The organism is Sphingopyxis sp. DBS4, assembly GCF_024628865.1.
In the GTDB taxonomy this organism is placed as follows: Bacteria; Pseudomonadota; Alphaproteobacteria; order Sphingomonadales; family Sphingomonadaceae; genus Sphingopyxis.
On sequence record NZ_CP102388.1, the window covers coordinates 16,501 to 38,788 of the forward strand.

A 22,288-nucleotide genomic window follows, 5' to 3' on the forward strand; every position below is an offset into this window, starting at 1 on the left:
CATCAGTCCACAGACATTGGCCGGTCCTTGCCGACAAACTCAGCCTTCAACGCGAGATTGATGGCGCGGCGATCGATGGAATCTGGATCGTAGCGCAGCAGCGGATCATCTGGACCGTCGAACCCGGCGCGGTCAGCTGGCGTCCACTCTTCGCCGTCATCTTCCTCGCCGTCGCTGGTATCGTTTTCATCCAGAAAGTCATCCAGGCCATTTCCCTGATCGAAGCGCAATTCATCGAGACGTTCGAGCAATCGCTCATATCCACCCGGTCCGCCGATATCCTCAGGCGGACCGGCGCGAGCACCATCGGTGCAGACCGGCCAGGGCTTGTCTGCGCTCGGTTGTTCACGCGCTTCGACGCGGATCTCGTGCTCCCAGAAATCGCCGAAGTCGTATTCGTACATCATGCGTTGCCGCACTCGCAGCGACAGGTCGGCAAGTGTCAGTTCCCTCAGAATTTTCCCGTCCTCGACAAGGTGGTGACGCTCACCCGGGCTCTGTTGCAAAAATCGTGAAGCTTGAGCATGCTTGGCGGAGATTGGACGGACGGAACGATGACGGATTTCAAGTGGCGCCATTTCCAGGGTGATGTGATCCTGTGGGCGGTGCGCTGGTATTGTCGCTATCCGATCAGCTATCGCGACCTTGAGGAAATGCTGGCGGAACGCGGCATTTCGGTCGACCATACGACGATCTATCGCTGGGTCCAGTGCTACGCCCCGGAGATGGAGAAGCGGCTGCGCTGGTTCTGGCGGCGTGGCTTTGATCCGAGCTGGCGCCTGGATGAAACCTACGTCAAGGTGCGGGGCAAGTGGACCTACCTGTACCGGGCAGTCGACAAGCGGGGCGACACGATCGATTTCTACCTGTCGCCGACCCGCAGCGCCAAGGCAGCGAAGCGGTTCCTGGGCAAGGCCCTGCGAGGCCTGAAGCACTGGGAAAAGCCTGCCACGCTCAATACCGACAAAGCGCCGAGCTATGGTGCAGCGATCACCGAATTGAAGCGCGAAGGAAAGCTGGACCGGGAGACGGCCCACCGGCAGGTGAAGTATCTCAATAACGTGATCGAGGCCGATCACGGAAAGCTCAAGATACTGATCAAGCCGGTGCGCGGTTTCAAATCGATCCCCACGGCCTATGCCACGATCAAGGGATTCGAAGTCATGCGAGCCCTGCGCAAAGGACAGGCTCGCCCCTGGTGCCTGCAGCCCGGCATCAGGGGCGAGGTGCGCCTTGTGGAGAGAGCTTTTGGCATTGGGCCCTCGGCGCTGACGGAGGCCATGGGCATGCTCAACCACCATTTCGCAGCAGCCGCCTGATCGGCGCAGAGCGACAGCCTACCTCTGACTGCCGCCAATCTTTGCAACAGAGCCATCTGGATGACCTGCGCAAGCTGGTCCAGGGCCTCACCAAGCGAGGTATCCGGATCGAGTTTGAGAAGGAAAGCCTGTCCTTCTCGGGGGAGGACTCCCCGATGGCCAATCTGATGCTCTCGGTCATGGGTGCGTTTGCTGAGTTCGAGCGCGCCCTGATCCGCGAACGGCAACGCGAAGGCATTGCGATCGCTCGGCAGCGCGGCGCCTATCGGGGGCGGAAACGGTCGCTCTCGGATGAGATGATTGCCGATCTGCACCGCCGCGTTGCCGCCGGTGAACGCAAGGCGACCATCGCGCGCGACATGGGCATCAGCCGCGAAACCCTCTACCAGTACCTTCGCGCCGCTGCCTGACACCAATGTTCACATTATGTCCGGAAAATCGTTGTTCAGCGTACAAAGCTTGAGGTGACGCCATGTAGTTGATTGCGCCGCCGGTGGAACTCTGCCCGTAGAGGGTTCCCTGCGGCCCCTTCAGCACCTCGACGCGTTCGAGATCGAGACCGGCGGCCTTCGCCTCGATCGGGAAGGAATAGCCGATCTGGTCGACATAGACGCTCACGGCGGGCGAAGCGGCTAGGGATTCCTCATAATAGCCGACGCCGCGTATCGTATAGACGGGGGCGCCCTTCTGGCTGACGGCGAAGGTGAGGCCTGGAACGACACGAACCAGATCTTTGACGTCGGTGATGCCCTGCGAGCGGAGTTGGTCGCCACCGACCGCGCTGATGGACATGCCGACGTCCCTCAGCGACTGTTCGCGCTTGTTCGCGGTTACGACGATATCAGCGGAAGCGTCAGCATTGCGGGCATTGCCGGTCGCGCTTTGCGTGTCTGTCACTGGCGCGTGCTCCGGCGTTGCGTCAGGCTCTGCCTGGGCAAATGCCGGCTGGGAAACGAGACAACCGACAACAACCAGAACCAGGCCGAGCGCAGACGATGATCTGTAGCCTGCCTTTGATAAACACTGCGCGCGTGATTGAACTTCGATAGCTTTGCTTTTCATTTCCCAGTCCCCTTTTTCAGAACATCTACCTGTTCCACCTGCGATTATTGTCGTTTTCATTTTTGATGGCGGCTTACCCACGCGCTTGGAGCGAAGGTCCACTGCTGATCTTGAACCTTAAATCCGGGTAGCAATGCGGGAAAATACTATTAGATGGGGTAGGTCATACGTTTCGCGCATCGCCGGGAGGGTTGGATGGAGCTGTATCAACTGCGCTATTTTGTCGCAGTCGCTGAGGAACAGAACGTCACCGCCGCAGCGCGATTATTGAACGTATCTCAACCGCCGCTGACACGAGCGATCCAAGCGCTGGAAGCGGAGGTCGGTCACGCGCTGTTCACCCGAAGCACGAAAGGCGTGTCCCTTACGCCCGCGGGCGTCGAATTTCTGGCCGAAGCTCGCAAGACGCTGACCCAGGTGCAGCGGATGGTCGATAGGAGCAGCGCCGCCGGTCGAGGCGAGCGAGGCCAGCTTCAGATCGGCTTCTACGGCTCCAGCATCTATGGCTATCTTCCCCAGGTTCTGCGGCGCTTTCGTTCGGAAGTGCCCGATGTGGAGATTGTGCTGCATACGGTCGGAAAGGCCGAGCAGATCGAGGCCCTGCGCGCGCATCGCCTCGATGTCGGGTTTGCGCGCTATTACCCGATTGAAGCCGATATGGAGATCGAAACGGTTGGCACAGAAAGGCTTATGGCGGCCTTCCCCGCAATGTCGGCCGACGACAAGAACGGCGATATCGATCCGGGCGAGGTCGCGACGAAGCCGCTGGTCCTGTTCCCTCAGGGCGGCCGCCCGAATTTTGCGGATGAAGTCCTGCACTTCCTTGGAAACGCAGGGGTCACGCCGCATGTGATTCAGGTAACGGACGATGTGACGTCGGCGATGGGGCTGGTGGCGAGCGGAATTGCCGTGTCGATCGTCCCTGAGTCAGTCGCTGCGCTCAATTGGCCCCATATTCGCTTTCGGCATATATCGGGACCAGACACAATCATCCCGATCAATATCATGTATTCTAAAGAGACTTTGAGACCCGCGACGGTGGCATTTCTGGACGTCGTTCACAAAATGATGAAATAGGAGAATATTGGAATGCGAACCGACCCATTTGGCTGACGCGGTAAATCGGAGTCCCCATGCTGAAAGTCAACGCCATCGACCATCTTGTCTTCAACGTCCGCGACGTCGAGGTGTCCGCCGCATGGTATGTCCGCGTCCTGGGCATGGAGCGCCACGATGCACAGTCCCCGAGAGGCGATACAAGGACCAGCATGACTTTCGGTTCGATGAAGATCAACCTGCGGCCGCTAACCGTCAGCCAGGAGGACTGGTTCACCGCCGATCACCCCGAAGCAGGAGGCCAGGACCTGTGCTTCCTGACCGACATGGCGCCCGACGACGTTGTCGCGCATTTTCGCGGCCTAGGCGTTGCGATCATTGCGGGTCCGACCAACAAAAGCGGCGCGCGCGGCACGATCCGCTCGGTCTACATCCGCGATCCCGACGGCAGCTTGGTCGAGGTGTCGTCCTACGCCTGATGGCCACCGCTCGGCCGCTCGCCGAGAACAACGAGCTGATCGATTTGCGAGCGTTGGTGCAGCCAGTCGATCGTGGTGGATCGGCGGCGACTGACCGAACTGACCCGGTTCAGGAGTCCAATTTCAGGTCGGTCGATCGTTGCTCGATCAAATCCAGACGCATCTCCAGGCGTGAGAGAAGGGACGCCCTTACCGGCCGGCCGCTTATGAGCCGGCGCCATGTATTATAGCTGATACCGAAACGATCATTCAGACTTTCGTCGGTCTGCTTATGAACATGCCTTCGCAACCGCGTCACGATTGTCCTGTCCGGCAATACACAGCCCGCCGGATTTCCTGTTGCCGATGATTTCATGGCTCCTCCTGATCGATTGTCTTTTCCGGTGATATTCGCGTTGCCGCCGATGGCCGTCGCAGCCGATCGCGTTCAATCTCGCACAGGGCCGGGGAAGGGCGCCCCCGCTTCGGGCGTGCCGAGAACATAGCCGCGATTGAACACCGCCTGCCGCCATGGGCGGATGGTGATGGCGCTGCGCGTTCCCGCAACAGTTAGCGGATCTTCGTCGGTGAAGCGCTGCGCCTCGCGCGCAGTCTCGGCCTCGAAGACATAGACCGAGCCGCGCGGCGCTGTCTCCGCCTCGTCAAGCACGGCGCCGCCGATAAGGATGCGATGGGCCTGTGCGCGAAGATATTCGCGATGCGCTTCCTGGGCGTTTGCCCGCGCCTGCTCGGTCCCAGGCTTGTTCTCGATGGTGGCGACGAAAAATGGCATGGGAGGCTCCTTATTTGCGCTCGTAGTGGCGCAGCTTGGCTTCATCGATCGTCACACCGAGGCCGACGCCCGACGGCACGTCCACGCAGAAATCGCGGTAGACCAGCGGCTCCTCCAGAATGTCGTCCGCCAGCAGGAGGGGCATGAAAAGCTCGGTCCCGCCGGCGAGCGGCAGCGTCGAGCAGCATTGGATGTTGGCGGCAGTGCCGATCGAGCTGTCCAGGGCAGTGCCCCCGAAGAGATTGATGCCAGCGGCCTGCGCCATGCGGGCAATCGCGAGCATCCGGCTGGGGCCGCCGGCTTTTGAGATTTTCAGCGACACATAACTGGCCGCCCGTTCCCGGATAATCGCGATCATGTCGCTCGTGCTGCAGGCGCTCTCGTCAGCCATGATCGCGAGGCTGGAGCGCCGCGCGAGATCGGCAAGCCCCGGAAGATCGGCGCGGGGCAGCGGCTGTTCCAGGATATCGACCCCGGAGCCATCAAGAATAGCCAATGCGCGCGTGGAATCCGCAAAGCTCCACGCCTCATTGAGGTCGATCGAGCAGGGACAGCCTATCGCGCTGGCGGTCTCGACGGCGCGTCGCGCATCGTCGCCGGGATCGCCGCGGCCGACCTTGATCTTGAAGCGGCGATGCAGTCTGGCGTCAATTTTTGCCTGCGCTTCGGCAACATCGGCCTCAAGCTCGCCAGTCGCCAGCACCCAGAGCACCGGCAACGCGTCTGCGATCCTGCCACCGAACAGGCCGCTCATCGGGATCGACAGGGTGCGGGCGGCCGCATCGAGAAGCGCCGTTTCGACCGCGGATTTGAGGGCGGCGTTCGCATAGGCAACCTGATCGATCTCGGCCATTATGGCGTTCGCCGAGAATATGTCACGCCCGTCGAGCAGCGGCGCGATATGGTTGAGGAACAGGGCGCGCATCGCTTCGACGGATTCCCCGCTCCACCAGGGACCGCCCGGAACCGTCGCCTCGCCAATGCCCTGAACGCCGTCGGCCGTCGTGAGCCGAACGATCAGGTAACTCTGGTGAGTGAGCACCGCGCGGCTGAGCTTGTGGACGCGCCGCAGCGGGATGTCGACGATGAAGGTCTCGACCGACCGCACCAGCGCCGCCGGCAGGGCAGCGGCGCGCCGCTTCTGGAGCAAGGCGACTTCCGCGCTCATGCGGCAGCTCCGCGGCAGAAATGCGTCGGTTGCCAGTCGGAGAGATCCATGTCTGCGTTATCCTTAAGGGCCTTGAGAATCGGTCGGAACAGCTTCGGCGCGTCCACGCCGACGGCCCCGACCGGATGGTTTTGTGCATCGAGGCCGACCCAGCAGCCGCTGCCGGCGGCCGGTCCCGCCTTGTAGAGCGTGCTTGCGGCCCGTTCCGGAAGCCCGGCAATCTGGATGTTGTGTCCATATTGATCGGACCAGAGCCATGGCAGGTCGGCGTAGCGGACGTGATTGCCCAACGCGGCCTTCGCGGCGGCAATGGCCTGGTTCTGGGCGTTGGCCCAGCTTTCGCGCCGGGTCACTTGCCCCGCGTAGCAGCAGGGGAAGCAGGCCACGTCACCCGCAGCAAAAATCCGCGGGTCCGAAGTTCCACCGAATTCATCAACGAGGATGCCATTGCTCACGTCCAGGCCGGCCAGCTCGCCGAGCGCGACATTGGGAATTGCGCCGACGCATACGAGCACGCGGTCCGCGATCCGGGCGGTGTCGTCATCCAGTTCGAGCATGAGACCGTCAGGCTGCACCGCGAGCCGGACAACCGAGCGGCCCATGACAAAGGCGACGCCATGGCTCTCGTGCAGCGCCCTCAGCCAATCGGAGACCGGCTCCGGGACCGAGCGCTGGCACAGCCGGGGCGCGGCTTCGACCACGGTGACGGCAATGCCAAGACTGCGGACCGTGGCCGCGACTTCAAGGCCGATCCAGCCGCCGCCCACGATGAGGAGGTGCTTCGTGCCGGAGAGGCTGGAACGGAGCGCGGCGGCATCATCGATGGTGCGGAGCAGATGGATACGGTCGGATTTCTGCCCGGCCATCCAGTCGGGAACGCGGGGCCGGCTCCCCGTTGCCAGAAAGAGCCGATCATAGTGGATTTCGCGGCCGCTGGCGCATCGAACCGTTTGCGCGGAGCGATCGATCTCGATGACTTCTTCGCCCAGCCAGCTCTCGACATTGGCTTCGGCCAGGCTCTCGATCGACAAAAGGGCCGTCTCGGAAATTGCCTCCGCATCGCGCAGCGCATTTTTCGAGAGCGGCGGCCGCTCATAGGGAGGATGCCTTTCCTCGCCGATCAGGACGATGCGGCCGGAAAAGCCCTCCGCGCCAAGCGTCTTGATGATCCATCCACCGGCCTGGCCGCCGCCGACCACGACAAAGACCTCATCCTTCATCGGCCTGACTTTCCAGCATGACCTCCAGGCGGCCGTTATTCTCGCGCACGCCATAGGTCCGCACTGGCACCGTCACCGGCGGCGAGCGCGGCGCGCCCGTCTCGATGTCGAAAAGACCTTGGTGCAAGGGGCACTCGATGCAGCCATCCTCGACGAACCCTTCCGATAGCCGGGCCTGGCCGTGGGTGCACAGGTCATGAAGCGCAAAGAAGCGACCTTCCTTGCAGAAGATGGCGAGCGGCGTGCCATTGGCGTTGACGCCGGCAACCTCACCTTCGTCGACGATGCCGACAGGGCCTATATCGATCCAACTCATAGTGTTTCCCAAAATCTGGAGCTTCGCCGCGCTGCCGGTTCGGTCCGCGGGATCATCGTCCCGCTCCATCACGCGTTCGGCCTCCGGCCGGCCCAGACGTCTTCGAGCAGAGCACGGATCGCGTCCGGCTCCAGCGGACGCGGATTCGCATAAGGATTCTTGAAGATCAGCTCGACCGCCCGATCGATGCCGTCCTTCGGCATGCCAAGGTCGCGCAAGGCGGTCGGCGCGCCGAACGAGGCCGTCATGTCGAAGAGAGATTGCGCGGGTCGATCGGTGGCCAAGGCCCTTCGCAGCTTTGCCGCCGCCTCCGGCACTGCGGGCGCATTATAGGCCCAGGCATGGGGCAGGACAGCGGCGTGCGTCTCGGCGTGGGGGAGATCGAATGTTCCACCCAGCACATGGCATAGCTTGTGATGGAGCGCGACCGTCGTGCGTCCGAGGCATGTAGCGCAAAGCCAGGCGCCATAGAGCGCGTCCGATCGGGCCTCGCCATTCTGTGCATCCTTGGCGATCAGCGGCAGACTGCCGGCGAGCGCGCGGATACCCTCTTCGGCCATCAGCAGGATGATCGGGTCAGCATCGGGGGCATAGAGTGCCTCGACCGCGTGGGCGATTGCATTGAGGCCGCTCACTCCTGACATCTGGGCAGGCAGGGTCAGCGTCAGTTCGACATCGTAGAGGACACTGGCCGGCTGGACGGCCGGATCGCGCATCGTCGTTTTCACGCCGTCTTCGGTCTGGCCGAGGATCGGCGTCATTTCGGACCCCGCATAGGTGGTCGGAACGGCGAGATGCGGCAGGCCGGTGCGAAGGGCGAGCGCCTTGCCCAGCCCGATCGCCGAGCCTCCCCCGATCGAAACGAGGCCGTCGGCATCGGCTGCGCGCAGCGCCGCGAGCGCCGTATCGGTGACGGCGACCGGCGTATGCATGGCCGCGTCGGCAAACTCGCCCGCGAAGAGATCGGCCATCGATGCTCGCGCCACCGCTATCGTCTCGCGCTGGGCGGCGGTCGAGAGGAAAAACGCCCGGTGAATGCCGAGACGGGCGACCTCGGATCGCAAATCCGACAGCGTGCCCGCCCCAAACACGACGCGCGAGGCGGGGACGTCGGAGACGAAGGGCTTCATGCGGCCGTCCGCGCCGTTGCAAACAGCGCCTCCTCGCAGAGCGCGAGCGCTTTGGCGGCATTGTCGCGACGGCCCGCGTCGGCGCCGTCGAGATCGGTCAGGAAGCCGTGTCCCGATCCGGTGAAGACGCGCACCTGACACGCCGGTTGACGCTGGCCGATGCCCGCCAGCCGCGTCTGGACTTCCTCAGATATCAGATCGTCTTCGGCCCCGAACAGCGTCAGATGCGGCGTCGTCACCGTGTCGAGGTAGGTGAGGGGGACATCGACCGCTTCCTGGTTTGGAAGCCCCTGCGGGAAGCCGTAGAAGCTGACCAGCGCGGCCGGCAGGTTTCGGCGCGCCAACTCATAGACAAACAGGCCGCCGATGCAAAAGCCGACGACTCCGCCGATCCCGCGCCGCCGTGCGTAGCGTTCGAATGCATCGACGAACGTGCGGTCCTTCAGCCGATGACGCCGTTCGAATGCCGCTTCGCGTGTATGCTCGGCGAGCTTGCCAAGATCCTCGAATGTGCGGATCAGGTCGACAACAGCGCCGCGGGCGGCGAGGTGGGCTGCAAAGCCCCGGTAGAACGAGGTGCAGCCGTAAATGTCCGGCAACACGGCGATGCAACGGTCGGACGCATCGTCTCCGAACCGATAGCCGCTGATCTCGCGGTCCTGAAACAGCGCGCCCGCATCGCCGCTCGGAAACGAGCTGCATTGCTCAATATGACACATGATGAAAACCTTTTGGGTATGATCGGCGTCAGGCCGCGCGCGATGCGATGACGTCGGGCGCGAGCTGGAAGTCGTTCTCAATCACCTTCTCGCCATTTTCCTGCACATCGGGCTTGATCTGGACCGGACGGACGCCATTGCAGCAGTCGTCGTCCACATAGTCGCCCTGCTCGAAATAGCTCTGCGTGGTGAGTGTATGATAGCCGTCGGCGCGGACCTTGAAATGGACGTGTGCCGGCCGCCAGCTATGCCCGCCCATCATTTCCAGCAGGGCGCCGGTCGGACCCTGGTCGGGAATCTTGTAGGGAACGGGCACGGTCGACCGGACGAAATACCGGCCTTCGGCGTCCGTCAGAACCTTGCCCCGATAATAGTTCGCCGGGATATCGTTGTGGATGCCGCCATAATAGCCGTCCGGCGTCGAATGCCAGATATCGACGGTGGCGCCGGCGACGGGCCTGCCCTGGAGATCCTTGACCGTTCCGCGGACGATCATCGGGACGTTGCGATCATCGTCATAGGTGAGAATTTCCCCGCCGTTCGGGATGAGCGGGGCGTTTGGCAGATAATAGGGGCCTTCGATGGTCCCCTCGGTGCCGCCGTAGGCGGCATTCTCGATGTCGCTGATCGTCGAGTTCAGGAAGACGTCGAGTAGAAGCGGAATCTCGCCCGCCTCGCCCGTTTTCACGGCATACATGACGCCGGCCCGATATTCATCGAACGTCACTTCATGCTTGATAAGCGCCTGACGAATTCCGTTCACGATGTCAGACACCACGGCATCAATACGATTGTTGCTCATCTCTCCGCTCCTAACGCTTCTTCTTCGCGTCTGAGTCTAGCCCTCCGGCTGGCATACCGAAAATACTATTATAATCGCCTAGCCATACGGATTTCGTATCTACGCTAGACCGGCAGGGCCAGCAGCGTCGCCACGCGGCTCGTGTCGAAGATCGCGCGCTTGCTCGCGAACCGCCATCGGCCGTCGAGGCGAACGGCGCGATCGACATAGCGGCCGGCCTGATAGATCTTCGTCTCGCCTTCGAGGCCGGTCGACATGACCAGGTAGTTCGCGGTGAACTCGACCTCATCGCCCTGATGGCGCGAAATCTTCAGTCCCGACACGAAATGGCGGTAGATCGTCGGCGGGTAGATGTTCGCGTTCCGCAAGGCTGTGACACGATCGCGCAGCATGTGCTTGTTCTCGCACCGGATCAGCGGCGCCGGGAGGTCGAAATCCACATTCTCTTTGGGGATGATCTCATAGAGGCAATCGTCGGTGAAATGGTCCGGCCAAGCCTCCAGATCGTCATTGTCGATCGTCTCGACATAGGAATCGAGCAGCTCCTGGATCTCCGAGCGCAGTGCGATCGCCTGGTTCATTGGACATCCTCCACCGGGAGATCCATGATCTTGGCATAGCCCTGCCAGAAGGCGCGGATCATGTGCTCCGATATCGTCGAGCTTTCGTTCCCTTCGGCGCCGCGCCCCATGTCGAGCACGGAAAAGGCGTTCGGCGCCGTGGCCGTGCCGCGCTGGACCAGCTCGGTCGCCTCAGTATCTTCCATGGAGATGTAGCCGGCGGGGCCGACCAGATTGGCTTGCTTGATGCGGAGCGCGCGTAGCTCCGGCGTGTCGTCCTCGTAGCCGAAGAAGTGAAATACCAGTTCGAAGTTGCTCGGACCCTTGGGCAGGAGCTGCCTCGCGCAGAGGGTGTTGTGGATCTGCTGGAGGACAAGCTGGGGGAAGATCGCCTGGATGTGGTTGGTCGTCACCTCGTCATATTCTTTGATGAGGCCGAGCACGGAATCATCCTCCAGACGGAAGCCATCGGCGAAGGTGCGGATATTCTGTGCTTTATAGGCATCGACCGCTTCGTTTTCGTCGCCCTTGGCGGCGAAGAACACGCTGCTCAGGCCATCGGTGTCAGGCTTGAGAACCAGCTTCGCGCTGACCCGGTAGATGTTGAAGGTGGTGTGGAACAGGTGAAGGAGGCTGGCGTGATAGGCGTCCTTCACATTCTCGAAATAGAGCTTCCAGTTCGAGCTGGAATATTGCCGCGTGCAGCCGAGATAGACCACCGGCTTGTGAAAGAGGCGGTCGATATAGGGCCGCATGATCGGACCGAGAAAGTCCGGAAGCGGCACCGCCTCTTCGCTGAAGGTCGCGAAGACCAGTCCGCGATAGCTGTCGACGCGAAGCTTCTGCAACCCATGGTTGGCGGGCTTGAAGTCGGCCGGCATGCCGCAGGCGCCTTTCTGGCCACGGCGGAACGGGACGCCGATCAGATCGCCATTGGGCGCGTAGCTCCACTGATGATAGACACAATCATGCGTCTGGGCGTTGCCGCGATTGGCGCGGCACACTTCCGCGCCGCGATGGGCGCAGCGATTGACCCAGGCGGCGAGGCTGCCGTCCGCGCAGCGCGTCATGACCACCGGCGTGTCGCCGACAAAGGTGCGCTTGAAATCGTGCGGGTTCGGGATTTCGGCTTCGAGTCCGAGGAAGTTCCACACAGGCCCGCGGAAGATGCGCTCCTGCTCTCGATCGTAGATTTCCTGACTGCTGAACACAGTATAAGGAACGCGAGAACCATCGTTCCTTGGAAAAGTAAGTGCTTCGGCGTTCACAAGTCCCACTGGCTTTGTTGCATAATGAACATACTGGATTCTCATGAGGAATCGGATGTCATAGGTGGGCGGGATGCCCAGACCCACGCCACCGAAGTATCGCACGACCAATTGGTCCGAATATAACGCTGCCTTGAAGAACCGTGGTTCGCTGGATGGGCTCTGTTGCAAAAATCGTGAAGCTTGAGCATGCTTGGCGGAGATTGGACGGACGGAACGATGACGGATTTCAAGTGGCGCCATTTCCAGGGTGATGTGATCCTGTGGGCGGTGCGCTGGTATTGTCGCTATCCGATCAGCTATCGCGACCTTGAGGAAATGCTGGCGGAACGCGGCATTTCGGTCGACCATACGACGATCTATCGCTGGGTCCAGTGCTACGCCCCGGAGATGGAGAAGCGGCTGCGCTGGTTCTGGCGGCGTGGCTTTGATCCGAGCTGGCGCCTGGATGAAACCTACGTCAAGGTGCGGGGCAAGTGGACCTACCTGTACCGGGCAGTCGACAAGCGGGGCGACACGATCGATTTCTACCTGTCGCCGACCCGCAGCGCCAAGGCAGCGAAGCGGTTCCTGGGCAAGGCCCTGCGAGGCCTGAAGCACTGGGAAAAGCCTGCCACGCTCAATACCGACAAAGCGCCGAGCTATGGTGCAGCGATCACCGAATTGAAGCGCGAAGGAAAGCTGGACCGGGAGACGGCCCACCGGCAGGTGAAGTATCTCAATAACGTGATCGAGGCCGATCACGGAAAGCTCAAGATACTGATCAAGCCGGTGCGCGGTTTCAAATCGATCCCCACGGCCTATGCCACGATCAAGGGATTCGAAGTCATGCGAGCCCTGCGCAAAGGACAGGCTCGCCCCTGGTGCCTGCAGCCCGGCATCAGGGGCGAGGTGCGCCTTGTGGAGAGAGCTTTTGGCATTGGGCCCTCGGCGCTGACGGAGGCCATGGGCATGCTCAACCACCATTTCGCAGCAGCCGCCTGATCGGCGCAGAGCGACAGCCTACCTCTGACTGCCGCCAATCTTTGCAACAGAGCCCTGTTGCAAAAATCGTGAAGCTTGAGCATGCTTGGCGGAGATTGGACGGACGGAACGATGACGGATTTCAAGTGGCGCCATTTCCAGGGTGATGTGATCCTGTGGGCGGTGCGCTGGTATTGTCGCTATCCGATCAGCTATCGCGACCTTGAGGAAATGCTGGCGGAACGCGGCATTTCGGTCGACCATACGACGATCTATCGCTGGGTCCAGTGCTACGCCCCGGAGATGGAGAAGCGGCTGCGCTGGTTCTGGCGGCGTGGCTTTGATCCGAGCTGGCGCCTGGATGAAACCTACGTCAAGGTGCGGGGCAAGTGGACCTACCTGTACCGGGCAGTCGACAAGCGGGGCGACACGATCGATTTCTACCTGTCGCCGACCCGCAGCGCCAAGGCAGCGAAGCGGTTCCTGGGCAAGGCCCTGCGAGGCCTGAAGCACTGGGAAAAGCCTGCCACGCTCAATACCGACAAAGCGCCGAGCTATGGTGCAGCGATCACCGAATTGAAGCGCGAAGGAAAGCTGGACCGGGAGACGGCCCACCGGCAGGTGAAGTATCTCAATAACGTGATCGAGGCCGATCACGGAAAGCTCAAGATACTGATCAAGCCGGTGCGCGGTTTCAAATCGATCCCCACGGCCTATGCCACGATCAAGGGATTCGAAGTCATGCGAGCCCTGCGCAAAGGACAGGCTCGCCCCTGGTGCCTGCAGCCCGGCATCAGGGGCGAGGTGCGCCTTGTGGAGAGAGCTTTTGGCATTGGGCCCTCGGCGCTGACGGAGGCCATGGGCATGCTCAACCACCATTTCGCAGCAGCCGCCTGATCGGCGCAGAGCGACAGCCTACCTCTGACTGCCGCCAATCTTTGCAACAGAGCCAAATGGATCTCGACCGAGGCGCGCCGACCCCTCAGCTGCGGCGATGGTTGGACCTTCTTCAGCAGCGCGAGTCCTTTCGCGAATATGTGATGATCGAATTGTCATGATCGACTTCATTCACCAGTTTAAAGCCCAGCGGGTGCTGTTCGGCAGCGGCGTGCTGGACCGGGTCGCAGACGAGCTGGCGGCACTCGCCGTCAAGCGAACAGTCATTCTCACCACGCCGGAACAGGTGCAATCGGGTGAAGCTATTGCTCGCCGGATCGGCACGCCTGCGGTTGGTCATCTGCCGGTGGCAAGAATGCACACGCCGGTCGAAATCACAACCGATGCGATGGCGACCGCGCGCGCCTTGGGCGCGGACTCTGTTTTGAGTATCGGCGGCGGGTCGACGATCGGCCTCGGCAAGGCGCTGTCGATAAGAACAGGCTGGCCGCATCTCACGATCCCCACTACCTATTCGGGGTCGGAAATGACCCCGATTCTCGGCGAGACCGAGGGTGGCCAAAAGACCACGCGGCGCGATGACGCGATCCTGCCAGCGACGGTTATTTACGATGTCGACCTGACGCGGACATTACCCCAAGCGGCACGGATCACGAGCGGAATGAATGCGCTCGCTCACGCCGTCGAGGCGCTTTATGCCCCCGATGCGACGCCGGTCATCGATTTGATGGCGGTGGAGGGGATTCGCCTGATGCTTCCGGCGCTGACGCGGCTGGGCGAGTTATCGGGCGATGGTCAGGCGCTCGCCGATCTCTTCCGTGGCGCTTGGTTATGTGGTGCGTGTCTGGGCGCAACCACCATGGGCCTGCATCACAAGCTGGCTCATGTATTGGGCGGCAGTTTCGACTTGCCCCATGCCGAGCTGCATACCGTGCTCATCCCCCATGTTTTGGCATTCAATGCGTCAAGCATACCGGACATCGATCGTCGAATTAGAATGGCTCTCGGCTGCGACGCCGAGCCCGGTGGCTTTTTGTTCGACCAAATCGCCGCTTTGGGCGGACCGACCCGTTTGAAGGATATCGGCATGCCCGAGGAGGGTATCGCCCGTGCCGTGGTGCAAGCCACTGCCAACCCCTATGCCAATCCCCGCACCCCCGATGCCATCGCCATCGAGGCTTTGCTGCGCCGGGCATGGGGCGGCGATCGCCCGGTCGCCGAATGAAAGGAATTCGATGCCGCTGCTCGTAAATAGGGCCGACATCGGGGAGGCCCGAGCCGAAGCGCTGACGGACCCCCATAGCTATCTGCGAGACGGGGCAATAAACCTGCTAATCGGTAGCGCGATATTGGACGCCGGAAACGGGCAAGGCGGTTCGCGCCAGGTCATCGACGCCACTTTCCTAAATGAGGCCGGGCGGTTGCCGACGATGATCCTCTGACCCATGCCGGAACCATGGAACGACATCAAACGCCGGCCCTCGCGAACCGCTCTCTACGATCGCCGTTACGTTCTCGGAACGCCTGCAGCAAGCGACCCAATGCCGGACCAGGCACCGCGGACGGTTAACCAACTATCGCATCTCATCTGGCGATATTCGCTGTATGGTCTCGTCCATCACAGATTCGCTCCAACTTACCATATTCTTGCGAGGGCGAAGCCTTCTGCCTCAATTGGTCACATCGCATCGGATTATGAATGGCGACAAGTATAAACACAGATGAAGATTCTTATGAACTTGAAGAGGACAAGTTCAAGATCGAGGAATGGCCAATCTACTGGCTAACCCGCGTCGTCAGCCTGTATCTGGCCCAGAGCGAAGGACAGTTGAAGCGGATCGGTCTCGATATACCGAGTTGGCGCGTGCTCATGTTCCTTGGCAAGGATCATGGCGCAAGCGTCAGCGAGCTCGCCGACCATGCAATTGCCAAACTCTCGACCATGACCAAGATCATCCAGCGCATGCAAGCAGAAGGACTGGTCGAGTGCAGCCCGCGCGAAAGTGACGGACGCGTGACCGAAGTCAGGCTCACGCCGCTAGGGGTGAAAGCGAGAGCCGACGCCTGGAGCATTTCGCATCGGGCCTTTGAACGCGCGTTCGGCAATGTTCCGATAGAGGAGACAAAAGCTCTCGTAGCGACACTCACTCAAGTGTTTGGCGCTTTGAAGCAGTAACAGATACGCAGGCCGCCATCATTCTAATATTGACCTTTGTCCGCTGTCCGTTCCCGTTCGACTATGCCTGACCGGGTGAAGCGTCGCTGGTCGCTCAATTCTTCGCTCAATCGGTCTCGAACAATTTCTTGTAGCGATACGATAGTTGCGCGCGGGTAATGCCTATCAACTTCGCGGCCCGACTCAAGTTCCCGTTCGAGCGATCGACGGCGCGTCCGATGAGATCGCGTTCGAACCGCTCGAAATCAAAGTCGCGCTCAAGGAGTTCGTCGAGAAGGGCCTCGCCATGATCGCCCGAATCGTGGGCCGGTCTGCGCTCCGGAATGCCGTTTTTCGACAGGCTGAGAAAGCATGACAATTCGGTCTCGGTTGGTGAGGCGAGGTCGCTGATGCCGATGATGTCACGTTCGCGCGAAAGGATCATCCCTCGCTCGAGCATGCTTTCAAGTTCGCTGACATTGCCGTGGAAATCGTGCGTTAGCAGGAAGCTCGCGGCGTCCATGCTGAAGCGCTTCTGACCGCGTTTATACTTGCGGCCGAACCGCTCGTAGAAATGCCGGATTAGATACGGGATGTCGTTCCTGCGCTCGCGGAGCGACGGAACGATCACCGGAATGACAGCAAGGCGGTAGTAAAGGTCGCCGCGGAACCTGCCGGTACGAAGGGCTTCCGTCAGGTCCCCGTTGGCAGACGCGACAATGCGCACGTCGACTGGGCGGGCATGGGTCGCTCCCATTCTTTCGACGCTTGCGTTCTGCAGCACGGCCAGCAGCTTCGTCTGCGCCAGATGATCGAGATGATGCACATCCTCCAGATAAATCGTACCGCCATGCGCGCGCTCGATCTTTCCCTGTCTTCCGGCGCCGGAAGACGATTTTTCAACGCCGAAAAGATCGGTGTCGAGCTGCTGGCCTCTTTGCGCAGCGCAGTTGAAGAAGATCAGCTGCTTTCGCGATCTGGCACTTTCCTGATGCAATAGGCGTGCGCAGCTCTTCTTGCCTACGCCGGGCTCGCCAATTAGGAGTACCGAGCAGTCGGTGGGTGCCACCAACTTGATCTGCTGCATCAGTGAAACGAAAGCAGGCGAAATGCCGACGAGCCGTTCGGGCCTGTCCTCGCCTGACGGCTTGTCGTCGTCGGTTATCTTCCAGCCGCCATCCGCCTCCTCGGCCAGCGTGGCCAATTCGATGTCGAGGTGCATGTCCGTGACGCCCTTGTCATCCCACTGTTCTGCGGGCCGTGCAACGACGCGGCAGTGGGGAGCGCCCATGGCTTTGCACTCGACTTCTCGAAAGATGATCGGGCGCCCGAGAAAAGCACTGGTAAACGCCGAGGCGTAGCCGACAAGGGTCCAGCACACCGGCTTTGCGCTCATCCCGTGAAAGTCCAGGTGCGCTTCGACCTCTGCGGAATTGAGCCAAAGCCATTCCCCGCTGAGATCGCCAGTTTGCTCGTCGACGTCGACGCGTACCGTCTCGACGCCGGCCATTCCCTCGATCGAGTGAAGAAGCGGACCGGCCATGAAGGCCTCCTTGATGTCCATCAGCGGCTTTGCCTCAGAAGCAACCGCAGCATCGCCCGTCCCCGAAGCATACCCGACGCGAAACAAAACCGTATCGGCAGCGTCGCTGCCAAGCCGGTCGATAAGTTCGCGCCGGAGGCTTGCGAGCGCGGAGAGATGGAGCAGCACCATCCGCTGTCCCTGAAGCCAGATCCGCCCCTCCTCGGGATTGAACCGGATTCGGGCCGATAAGCCCTCGATGTTGAACCGTGCGATCGTGCTGGGTTCCGGTGCTTGGGTCGCGCTGGCCATTTTCTCGTCCCGACATTTTATGTTTCCGCCGCCAGTTTGAGGTGCAGCCGGGAGGAAATCAATCGAGATAGTCGCGCGTTGGCTCCACCTCATCATTTGATCAAGTTCTGGGAGGAGGAATTTCATCAAATCGCAAACTATGCTGCAATGCAGCACGAGCCTTGGGGCGTCGAAGAGACTATATTTAATCGTTATATCAAAAGGTTGATTAAAATTTCGGCGAAAATGAAAAGCGGCTTTGAGGCATGCGCCATTCCGCAGAATAATTTCGGTGATGGGACGGCGGGTCCCGCCAAGGGAGAGAAACGTGGTCTTAAGTCCACTCAACGTGGCACCGTGCCGGAACTCCGCGATGCGCATGTCGACATCGCGCGAAGGGGGCGGGCTAGCATCCGCCCCACCGCGCTCAGGCGCGACTTCGAATTCATTCTTGGCGACCCGCTCTTGATCGTCGAGCGTCTCTCGCCGCGAAGCGAATACAAGCTCGCAGGCTGCTATGACGCAAACGGAAACGTCACGCCGGATGCGCCGATCGCCGGACCGGGATCGCCATCGTGCCGGGTCGCAATCGGCTATCCCAGCGATGCCAACCCGCTGCGCTTCTACCCCGGCGGAATCAATCGCCTGACGTTCAATAACTTCTCGCCGAAGCTCGGCGTGCAGGTCCACCCGAGCGACGACATCATGATCTATGGTTCGTGGTCGAAGGGCTACAAAACGGGTGGCTGGACGACGCGCTTCACGACCCCCCAGACCGCCGCTGCGAGTTACGAACCGGAGAAGGCGACGACCTTCGAACTGGGAGTCAAATCGACTCTCCTCGATCGGCACCTTCAACTCAACGCCGCCGTATTCACCACCAAATATTCCGGCATTCAGCTGAACTATCAGGTCGGGACGTCGCCGACGATCGACAATGTCGGCGATGCGCGCATCAAGGGCTTCGAGATCGAGGCCAATGCGGTGCCGTTCGACGGCTTCTCGATCAACGCGTCGGTTGGGTATCTCGACGCCTACTACACACGGCTCGACCCGGCCGTCGCGGTCACGAGCGGTGCGATCGCCGGATTTCAGGCCGGGGCACTGGTCGGCGGCGAACTTCCCAAGACGCCGGAGTGGAAGATCAACGTCAGTCCGCGCCTCGAACTGCCGCTTGCAGGCGGGGCCAAGATCACGCTTCTCGGAGATTGGACCTATACCGCCCACATGTGGAACAATGTCGAGCGGACTCTCGTGCTGTACCGCCCGTCCACGAACCTGTTCAATGCCAGCATAGCTTTCGAGGATGCCTCGAGCCGCTATACGGTTACGCTCGGCGGTACGAACCTGTCGAACGAACGCTATCTCTCGTCGGGAAGCGCTATCGCGGCTTCGGGCGCCATCTCGGGCGTCTATAGCCGGCCCCGTGAATGGTATCTCCGGTTCGGGTTCAACTTCTAGCTGGCGAGGCCCGGCGTCCGGCTAACTCGCTTGCCGGGCGCCGCGTCCAACTTCCCCTGTCAAAGCATCGAGAAAGACGGCCCACGTGACAAATGTCGAGAACCCCGCGATCGCCCGGTCGAAGTGTCCGCAAGCTATCGTGACTGATGCGTGTTTGGAATCGATGCACCTAGTCATGGGGCGGTCACGCATCCGAAAGCCGTTCAGCGAACAAGGAAATAGAAATTCACAATATGGAGAGAAAAATGCCTGAAAAAATCGAAGCGTTGAATGGTTCTGATATCACGCTTCAGCGCGAAGTTCTGATTGTGGGGACTGGGCCGGCGGGATCAACTGCGGCGCTGTCATTGGCCAGGCTCGGGATCAAGCCGATGGTCATCAATAAATTCGGATGGACCGCACGGACCCCCCGCGCGCATATTACCAATCCGCGTACGCTGGAGGTACTCACCGACCTCGGCGTCAGCGACGATGCCAAGCTTTATGGCACGCCTTTCGATCTGATGGGCGAGAACACCTACTGCACCAGCCTTGCCGGTGAGGAGCTGGGGCGTATTCGGACCTGGGGTGTAAAGCCTGATCGCGCACTGGACTATGCCTCGGCCTCGCCCGAGAAGTTCATTGATTTGCCCCAGAACTATATGGAAAATATTCTGATCGGTTCTGCGGCCCATAGCGGCGCGGAGGTGCTGAACCACACCGAGTTCCTGTCCTTCGAACAAGACGGCGAAGGCGTCACCTCGACGCTGCTCAATTGTACCACCGGCGTAACATTCAAGGTGCGCTCGAAATTCCTGATCGGCGCGGACGGGGCCAATTCCAAGGTCGCCGAACAAGCCGAACTGCCGTTCGAAGGCCAGATGGGAAAAGCGGGCTCGATCAACATCGTCTTCGATGCGGATTTGACTAAATTCGTCGCGCATCGTCCCAGTGTGCTTTACTGGGTTGTTCAAACCGGTTCCGACGTCGGCGGACTCGGGATTGGCACCGTGCGCATGGTTCGGCCCTGGCATCGTTGGCTGACGATCTGGGGGTATGATCTGAATGACGGGCAACCCGACTTGGACGATCATGCCGCGCGCCAGATCGTACACAATCTGATCGGCGACGCCTCGGTCGATGTTCGCATCGACTCCGTCTCCTACTGGACAGTGAACGAATTCTACGCGACCAAGCTGAGCAACGGACGCGTTTTCTGTATGGGAGATGCGGTTCATCGGCATCCCCCGACAAAAGGCCTCGGGTCAAATGTCTCGATCCAGGATGCCTACAACCTTTCCTGGAAGATGGCCGCTGTTCTTAAAGGGGACGCCGGCCCCGAAATTCTCGAAACCTATTCGGCCGAACGCGCTCCCGTGGCAAAGCAGACTGTGCTGGGGGCAAACCGCTCGGTGACCACCTTCCCGCCGATTCTCGGCGCACTCGGGCTATTCGACACGAAGGACCCGGCGCAGATGGTGAAGAACATCGACGCGCTGGCCGACCCGTCTGGCGAGGCCGTTGAACGCCGCTCGGCTCTGCGACAGGCGCTCGAAGGATCGCACGACGTCTTCGACAATCCCGGCATCGAGCTAAACCAGCGCTACCAGTCCGATGCCGTGGTGCCAGGAAACACGCCGGTCCAGACCTTTAACGGCAATCCAGAGATCGCCGTTCACATCAGCAGCGAACCCGGCGCGCGTCTACCGCATGCCTGGGTGTCGGAAGATCAAAAACTGGTATCGACGCTCTATATAGCCGGACATGGAAACTTCTGCCTATTCACCGGGCCGAGCGGTCGCGGTTGGATCGATGCCGCCGAGGCGGTTTCGAAAGCGACCGGTGTTCCAATTACCGTCCATATTATCGGTCCCGGTCAGCGTTATCAGGATGTCTACGGTGATTTCGCCGCGATCCGCGAAGTCTCCGATAGCGGCGCTCTGTTGGTCCGCCCCGATGTCTATGTGGGCTGGAGGGCTCATGAATGGAGCGAAGGAGCGCAAGATAATCTGATGTCGGCGATATCCCGAATTCTGGCGAAGCCTGCGTCCGAACGCCAAACCAAAGTGGCGTAATTGAAGGCCGAAAAGGATGAGAGAGAATGGGTAATCGAGTCAAAGAAATCACGATGGATATCGTGAATGCCATTCGAGAACAATTGATCAAGCATGACGTCACATTCGACGAGTATCGCGCAGGCTTCGCTCATATGATCGAAACCCAGAAATCTGGCGAGATTCCGCTTTTGCTCGACGTGTTTCTGAACTCGACGATCGTCGAAATCGAGAACAAGGGCTCTGTTGCAAAAATCGTGAAGCTTGAGCATGCTTGGCGGAGATTGGACGGACGGAACGATGACGGATTTCAAGTGGCGCCATTTCCAGGGTGATGTGATCCTGTGGGCGGTGCGCTGGTATTGTCGCTATCCGATCAGCTATCGCGACCTTGAGGAAATGCTGGCGGAACGCGGCATTTCGGTCGACCATACGACGATCTATCGCTGGGTCCAGTGCTACGCCCCGGAGATGGAGAAGCGGCTGCGCTGGTTCTGGCGGCGTGGCTTTGATCCGAGCTGGCGCCTGGATGAAACCTACGTCAAGGTGCGGGGCAAGTGGACCTACCTGTACCGGGCAGTCGACAAGCGGGGCGACACGATCGATTTCTACCTGTCGCCGACCCGCAGCGCCAAGGCAGCGAAGCGGTTCCTGGGCAAGGCCCTGCGAGGCCTGAAGCACTGGGAAAAGCCTGCCACGCTCAATACCGACAAAGCGCCGAGCTATGGTGCAGCGATCACCGAATTGAAGCGCGAAGGAAAGCTGGACCGGGAGACGGCCCACCGGCAGGTGAAGTATCTCAATAACGTGATCGAGGCCGATCACGGAAAGCTCAAGATACTGATCAAGCCGGTGCGCGGTTTCAAATCGATCCCCACGGCCTATGCCACGATCAAGGGATTCGAAGTCATGCGAGCCCTGCGCAAAGGACAGGCTCGCCCCTGGTGCCTGCAGCCCGGCATCAGGGGCGAGGTGCGCCTTGTGGAGAGAGCTTTTGGCATTGGGCCCTCGGCGCTGACGGAGGCCATGGGCATGCTCAACCACCATTTCGCAGCAGCCGCCTGATCGGCGCAGAGCGACAGCCTACCTCTGACT

General features: G+C 60.7%; 24 protein-coding genes and 1 pseudogene. 12 read left to right on the forward strand and 13 right to left on the reverse strand.

The features are described from left to right. Nucleotides 1–2 precede the first annotated feature (2 nt). Complete coding sequence (locus tag NP825_RS23150) at nt 3–506, reverse strand: plasmid pRiA4b ORF-3 family protein (RefSeq protein WP_257551883.1); 504 nt, start codon at nt 504–506, stop codon at nt 3–5. A 48-nt stretch (nt 507–554) separates the two neighbouring features. Here NP825_RS23150 and NP825_RS23155 point away from each other — a divergent pair, with 48 nt between their 5' ends. Both NP825_RS23155 and NP825_RS23160 read left to right on the forward strand, forming a co-directional pair. Beyond that, the gene (locus tag NP825_RS23155) at nt 555–1,319 is read left to right on the forward strand and encodes an IS6-like element IS6100 family transposase (RefSeq protein WP_001389365.1); all 765 of its coding nucleotides are present in this window, start codon (nt 555–557) and stop codon (nt 1,317–1,319) included. A 53-nt stretch (nt 1,320–1,372) separates the two neighbouring features. Next, a pseudogene (locus tag NP825_RS23160) lies at nt 1,373–1,729 on the forward strand (recombinase family protein); the annotation flags it as partial. Here NP825_RS23160 and NP825_RS23165 read toward each other — a convergent pair. Continuing rightward, nucleotides 1,686–2,381: a Plug domain-containing protein gene (locus NP825_RS23165; RefSeq protein ID WP_257551884.1), complete on the reverse strand. Its 696-nt coding sequence runs from the start codon at nt 2,379–2,381 to the stop codon at nt 1,686–1,688. The pseudogene NP825_RS23160 and the gene NP825_RS23165 sit on opposite strands and share 44 nt — an antisense overlap. A gap of 195 nt (nt 2,382–2,576) precedes the next feature. Here NP825_RS23165 and NP825_RS23170 point away from each other — a divergent pair, with 195 nt between their 5' ends. Both NP825_RS23170 and NP825_RS23175 read left to right on the forward strand, forming a co-directional pair. Further along, nucleotides 2,577–3,458, forward strand: a complete 882-nt coding sequence (locus NP825_RS23170; RefSeq protein ID WP_072598887.1) for a LysR family transcriptional regulator — start codon at nt 2,577–2,579, stop codon at nt 3,456–3,458. 56 nt (nt 3,459–3,514) lie between these two features. Continuing rightward, entirely contained in the window at nt 3,515–3,916 is a 402-nt protein-coding gene (locus tag NP825_RS23175) for a VOC family protein (protein WP_257551885.1), read from the forward strand. 109 nt (nt 3,917–4,025) lie between these two features. Here NP825_RS23175 and NP825_RS23180 read toward each other — a convergent pair whose 3' ends face one another. The 10 genes from NP825_RS23180 to andAc form a co-directional block, all read right to left on the reverse strand. Continuing rightward, the gene (locus NP825_RS23180; RefSeq protein ID WP_257551886.1) at nt 4,026–4,271 is read right to left on the reverse strand and encodes a hypothetical protein; all 246 of its coding nucleotides are present in this window, start codon (nt 4,269–4,271) and stop codon (nt 4,026–4,028) included. A gap of 72 nt (nt 4,272–4,343) precedes the next feature. Then, nucleotides 4,344–4,688 (reverse strand): YciI family protein, encoded by a 345-nt coding sequence (locus NP825_RS23185; protein WP_257551887.1) that lies wholly within the window; start codon nt 4,686–4,688, stop codon nt 4,344–4,346. A 10-nt stretch (nt 4,689–4,698) separates the two neighbouring features. Beyond that, nucleotides 4,699–5,796 (reverse strand): muconate/chloromuconate family cycloisomerase, encoded by a 1,098-nt coding sequence (locus NP825_RS23190; protein WP_257551888.1) that lies wholly within the window; start codon nt 5,794–5,796, stop codon nt 4,699–4,701. 56 nt (nt 5,797–5,852) lie between these two features. Then, nucleotides 5,853–7,076: an NAD(P)/FAD-dependent oxidoreductase gene (locus NP825_RS23195; RefSeq protein WP_257551889.1), complete on the reverse strand. Its 1,224-nt coding sequence runs from the start codon at nt 7,074–7,076 to the stop codon at nt 5,853–5,855. After that, complete coding sequence (locus NP825_RS23200; RefSeq protein WP_257551890.1) at nt 7,066–7,392, reverse strand: non-heme iron oxygenase ferredoxin subunit; 327 nt, start codon at nt 7,390–7,392, stop codon at nt 7,066–7,068. Before NP825_RS23200 ends, NP825_RS23195 begins: the two co-directional genes overlap by 11 nt. Nucleotides 7,393–7,460: 68 nt before the next feature. Continuing rightward, nucleotides 7,461–8,522 (reverse strand): maleylacetate reductase, encoded by a 1,062-nt coding sequence (locus NP825_RS23205; protein ID WP_257551891.1) that lies wholly within the window; start codon nt 8,520–8,522, stop codon nt 7,461–7,463. Beyond that, the gene (locus NP825_RS23210) at nt 8,519–9,241 is read right to left on the reverse strand and encodes a dienelactone hydrolase family protein (RefSeq protein WP_257551892.1); all 723 of its coding nucleotides are present in this window, start codon (nt 9,239–9,241) and stop codon (nt 8,519–8,521) included. Before NP825_RS23210 ends, NP825_RS23205 begins: the two co-directional genes overlap by 4 nt. A gap of 28 nt (nt 9,242–9,269) precedes the next feature. Beyond that, on the reverse strand, nt 9,270–10,043 hold the full coding sequence (locus NP825_RS23215; protein ID WP_257551893.1) for a chlorocatechol 1,2-dioxygenase: 774 nt from the start codon (nt 10,041–10,043) through the stop codon (nt 9,270–9,272). Between the two features lie 104 nt (nt 10,044–10,147). After that, nucleotides 10,148–10,624 (reverse strand): anthranilate 1,2-dioxygenase small subunit AndAd, encoded by a 477-nt coding sequence (gene andAd, locus NP825_RS23220; protein ID WP_072598895.1) that lies wholly within the window; start codon nt 10,622–10,624, stop codon nt 10,148–10,150. Beyond that, on the reverse strand, nt 10,621–11,916 hold the full coding sequence (andAc, locus tag NP825_RS23225) for an anthranilate 1,2-dioxygenase large subunit AndAc (RefSeq protein ID WP_257551905.1): 1,296 nt from the start codon (nt 11,914–11,916) through the stop codon (nt 10,621–10,623). Before andAc ends, andAd begins: the two co-directional genes overlap by 4 nt. A gap of 174 nt (nt 11,917–12,090) precedes the next feature. Here andAc and NP825_RS23230 point away from each other — a divergent pair, with 174 nt between their 5' ends. The 4 genes from NP825_RS23230 (at nt 12,091) to NP825_RS23245 (ending at nt 15,907) form a co-directional block, all read left to right on the forward strand. Continuing rightward, nucleotides 12,091–12,855 carry an IS6-like element IS6100 family transposase gene (locus tag NP825_RS23230; protein ID WP_001389365.1) on the forward strand — a complete coding sequence of 255 codons (765 nt, stop codon included), beginning with the start codon at nt 12,091–12,093 and terminating at the stop codon, nt 12,853–12,855. A gap of 111 nt (nt 12,856–12,966) precedes the next feature. Further along, nucleotides 12,967–13,731, forward strand: coding sequence for an IS6-like element IS6100 family transposase (locus tag NP825_RS23235; protein WP_001389365.1), 765 nt, complete (start codon nt 12,967–12,969; stop codon nt 13,729–13,731). 157 nt (nt 13,732–13,888) lie between these two features. After that, the gene (locus NP825_RS23240) at nt 13,889–14,956 is read left to right on the forward strand and encodes a maleylacetate reductase (RefSeq protein WP_257551894.1); all 1,068 of its coding nucleotides are present in this window, start codon (nt 13,889–13,891) and stop codon (nt 14,954–14,956) included. Between the two features lie 474 nt (nt 14,957–15,430). Beyond that, nucleotides 15,431–15,907, forward strand: coding sequence for a MarR family winged helix-turn-helix transcriptional regulator (locus NP825_RS23245; RefSeq protein WP_257551895.1), 477 nt, complete (start codon nt 15,431–15,433; stop codon nt 15,905–15,907). A 106-nt stretch (nt 15,908–16,013) separates the two neighbouring features. Here NP825_RS23245 and NP825_RS23250 read toward each other — a convergent pair whose 3' ends face one another. Then, nucleotides 16,014–17,720 carry a sigma-54-dependent Fis family transcriptional regulator gene (locus NP825_RS23250; RefSeq protein WP_257551896.1) on the reverse strand — a complete coding sequence of 569 codons (1,707 nt, stop codon included), beginning with the start codon at nt 17,718–17,720 and terminating at the stop codon, nt 16,014–16,016. Between NP825_RS23250 and NP825_RS23255 the strand changes: the two genes are divergently transcribed. The 4 genes from NP825_RS23255 to NP825_RS23270 all read left to right on the forward strand — a co-directional run bounded on the left by NP825_RS23255 (nt 17,703) and on the right by NP825_RS23270 (nt 22,258). Next, entirely contained in the window at nt 17,703–19,160 is a 1,458-nt protein-coding gene (locus NP825_RS23255; protein ID WP_257551897.1) for a TonB-dependent receptor, read from the forward strand. The two genes, NP825_RS23250 and NP825_RS23255, sit on opposite strands and share 18 nt — an antisense overlap. 245 nt (nt 19,161–19,405) lie before the next feature. Next, nucleotides 19,406–21,214 (forward strand): FAD-dependent monooxygenase, encoded by a 1,809-nt coding sequence (locus tag NP825_RS23260; protein ID WP_257551899.1) that lies wholly within the window; start codon nt 19,406–19,408, stop codon nt 21,212–21,214. Between the two features lie 26 nt (nt 21,215–21,240). Beyond that, complete coding sequence (locus NP825_RS23265) at nt 21,241–21,528, forward strand: dioxygenase (protein WP_257551901.1); 288 nt, start codon at nt 21,241–21,243, stop codon at nt 21,526–21,528. Next, on the forward strand, nt 21,494–22,258 hold the full coding sequence (locus tag NP825_RS23270) for an IS6-like element IS6100 family transposase (RefSeq protein WP_001389365.1): 765 nt from the start codon (nt 21,494–21,496) through the stop codon (nt 22,256–22,258). The genes NP825_RS23265 and NP825_RS23270 overlap by 35 nt, the downstream gene beginning before the upstream one ends. Nucleotides 22,259–22,288 lie beyond the last annotated feature (30 nt).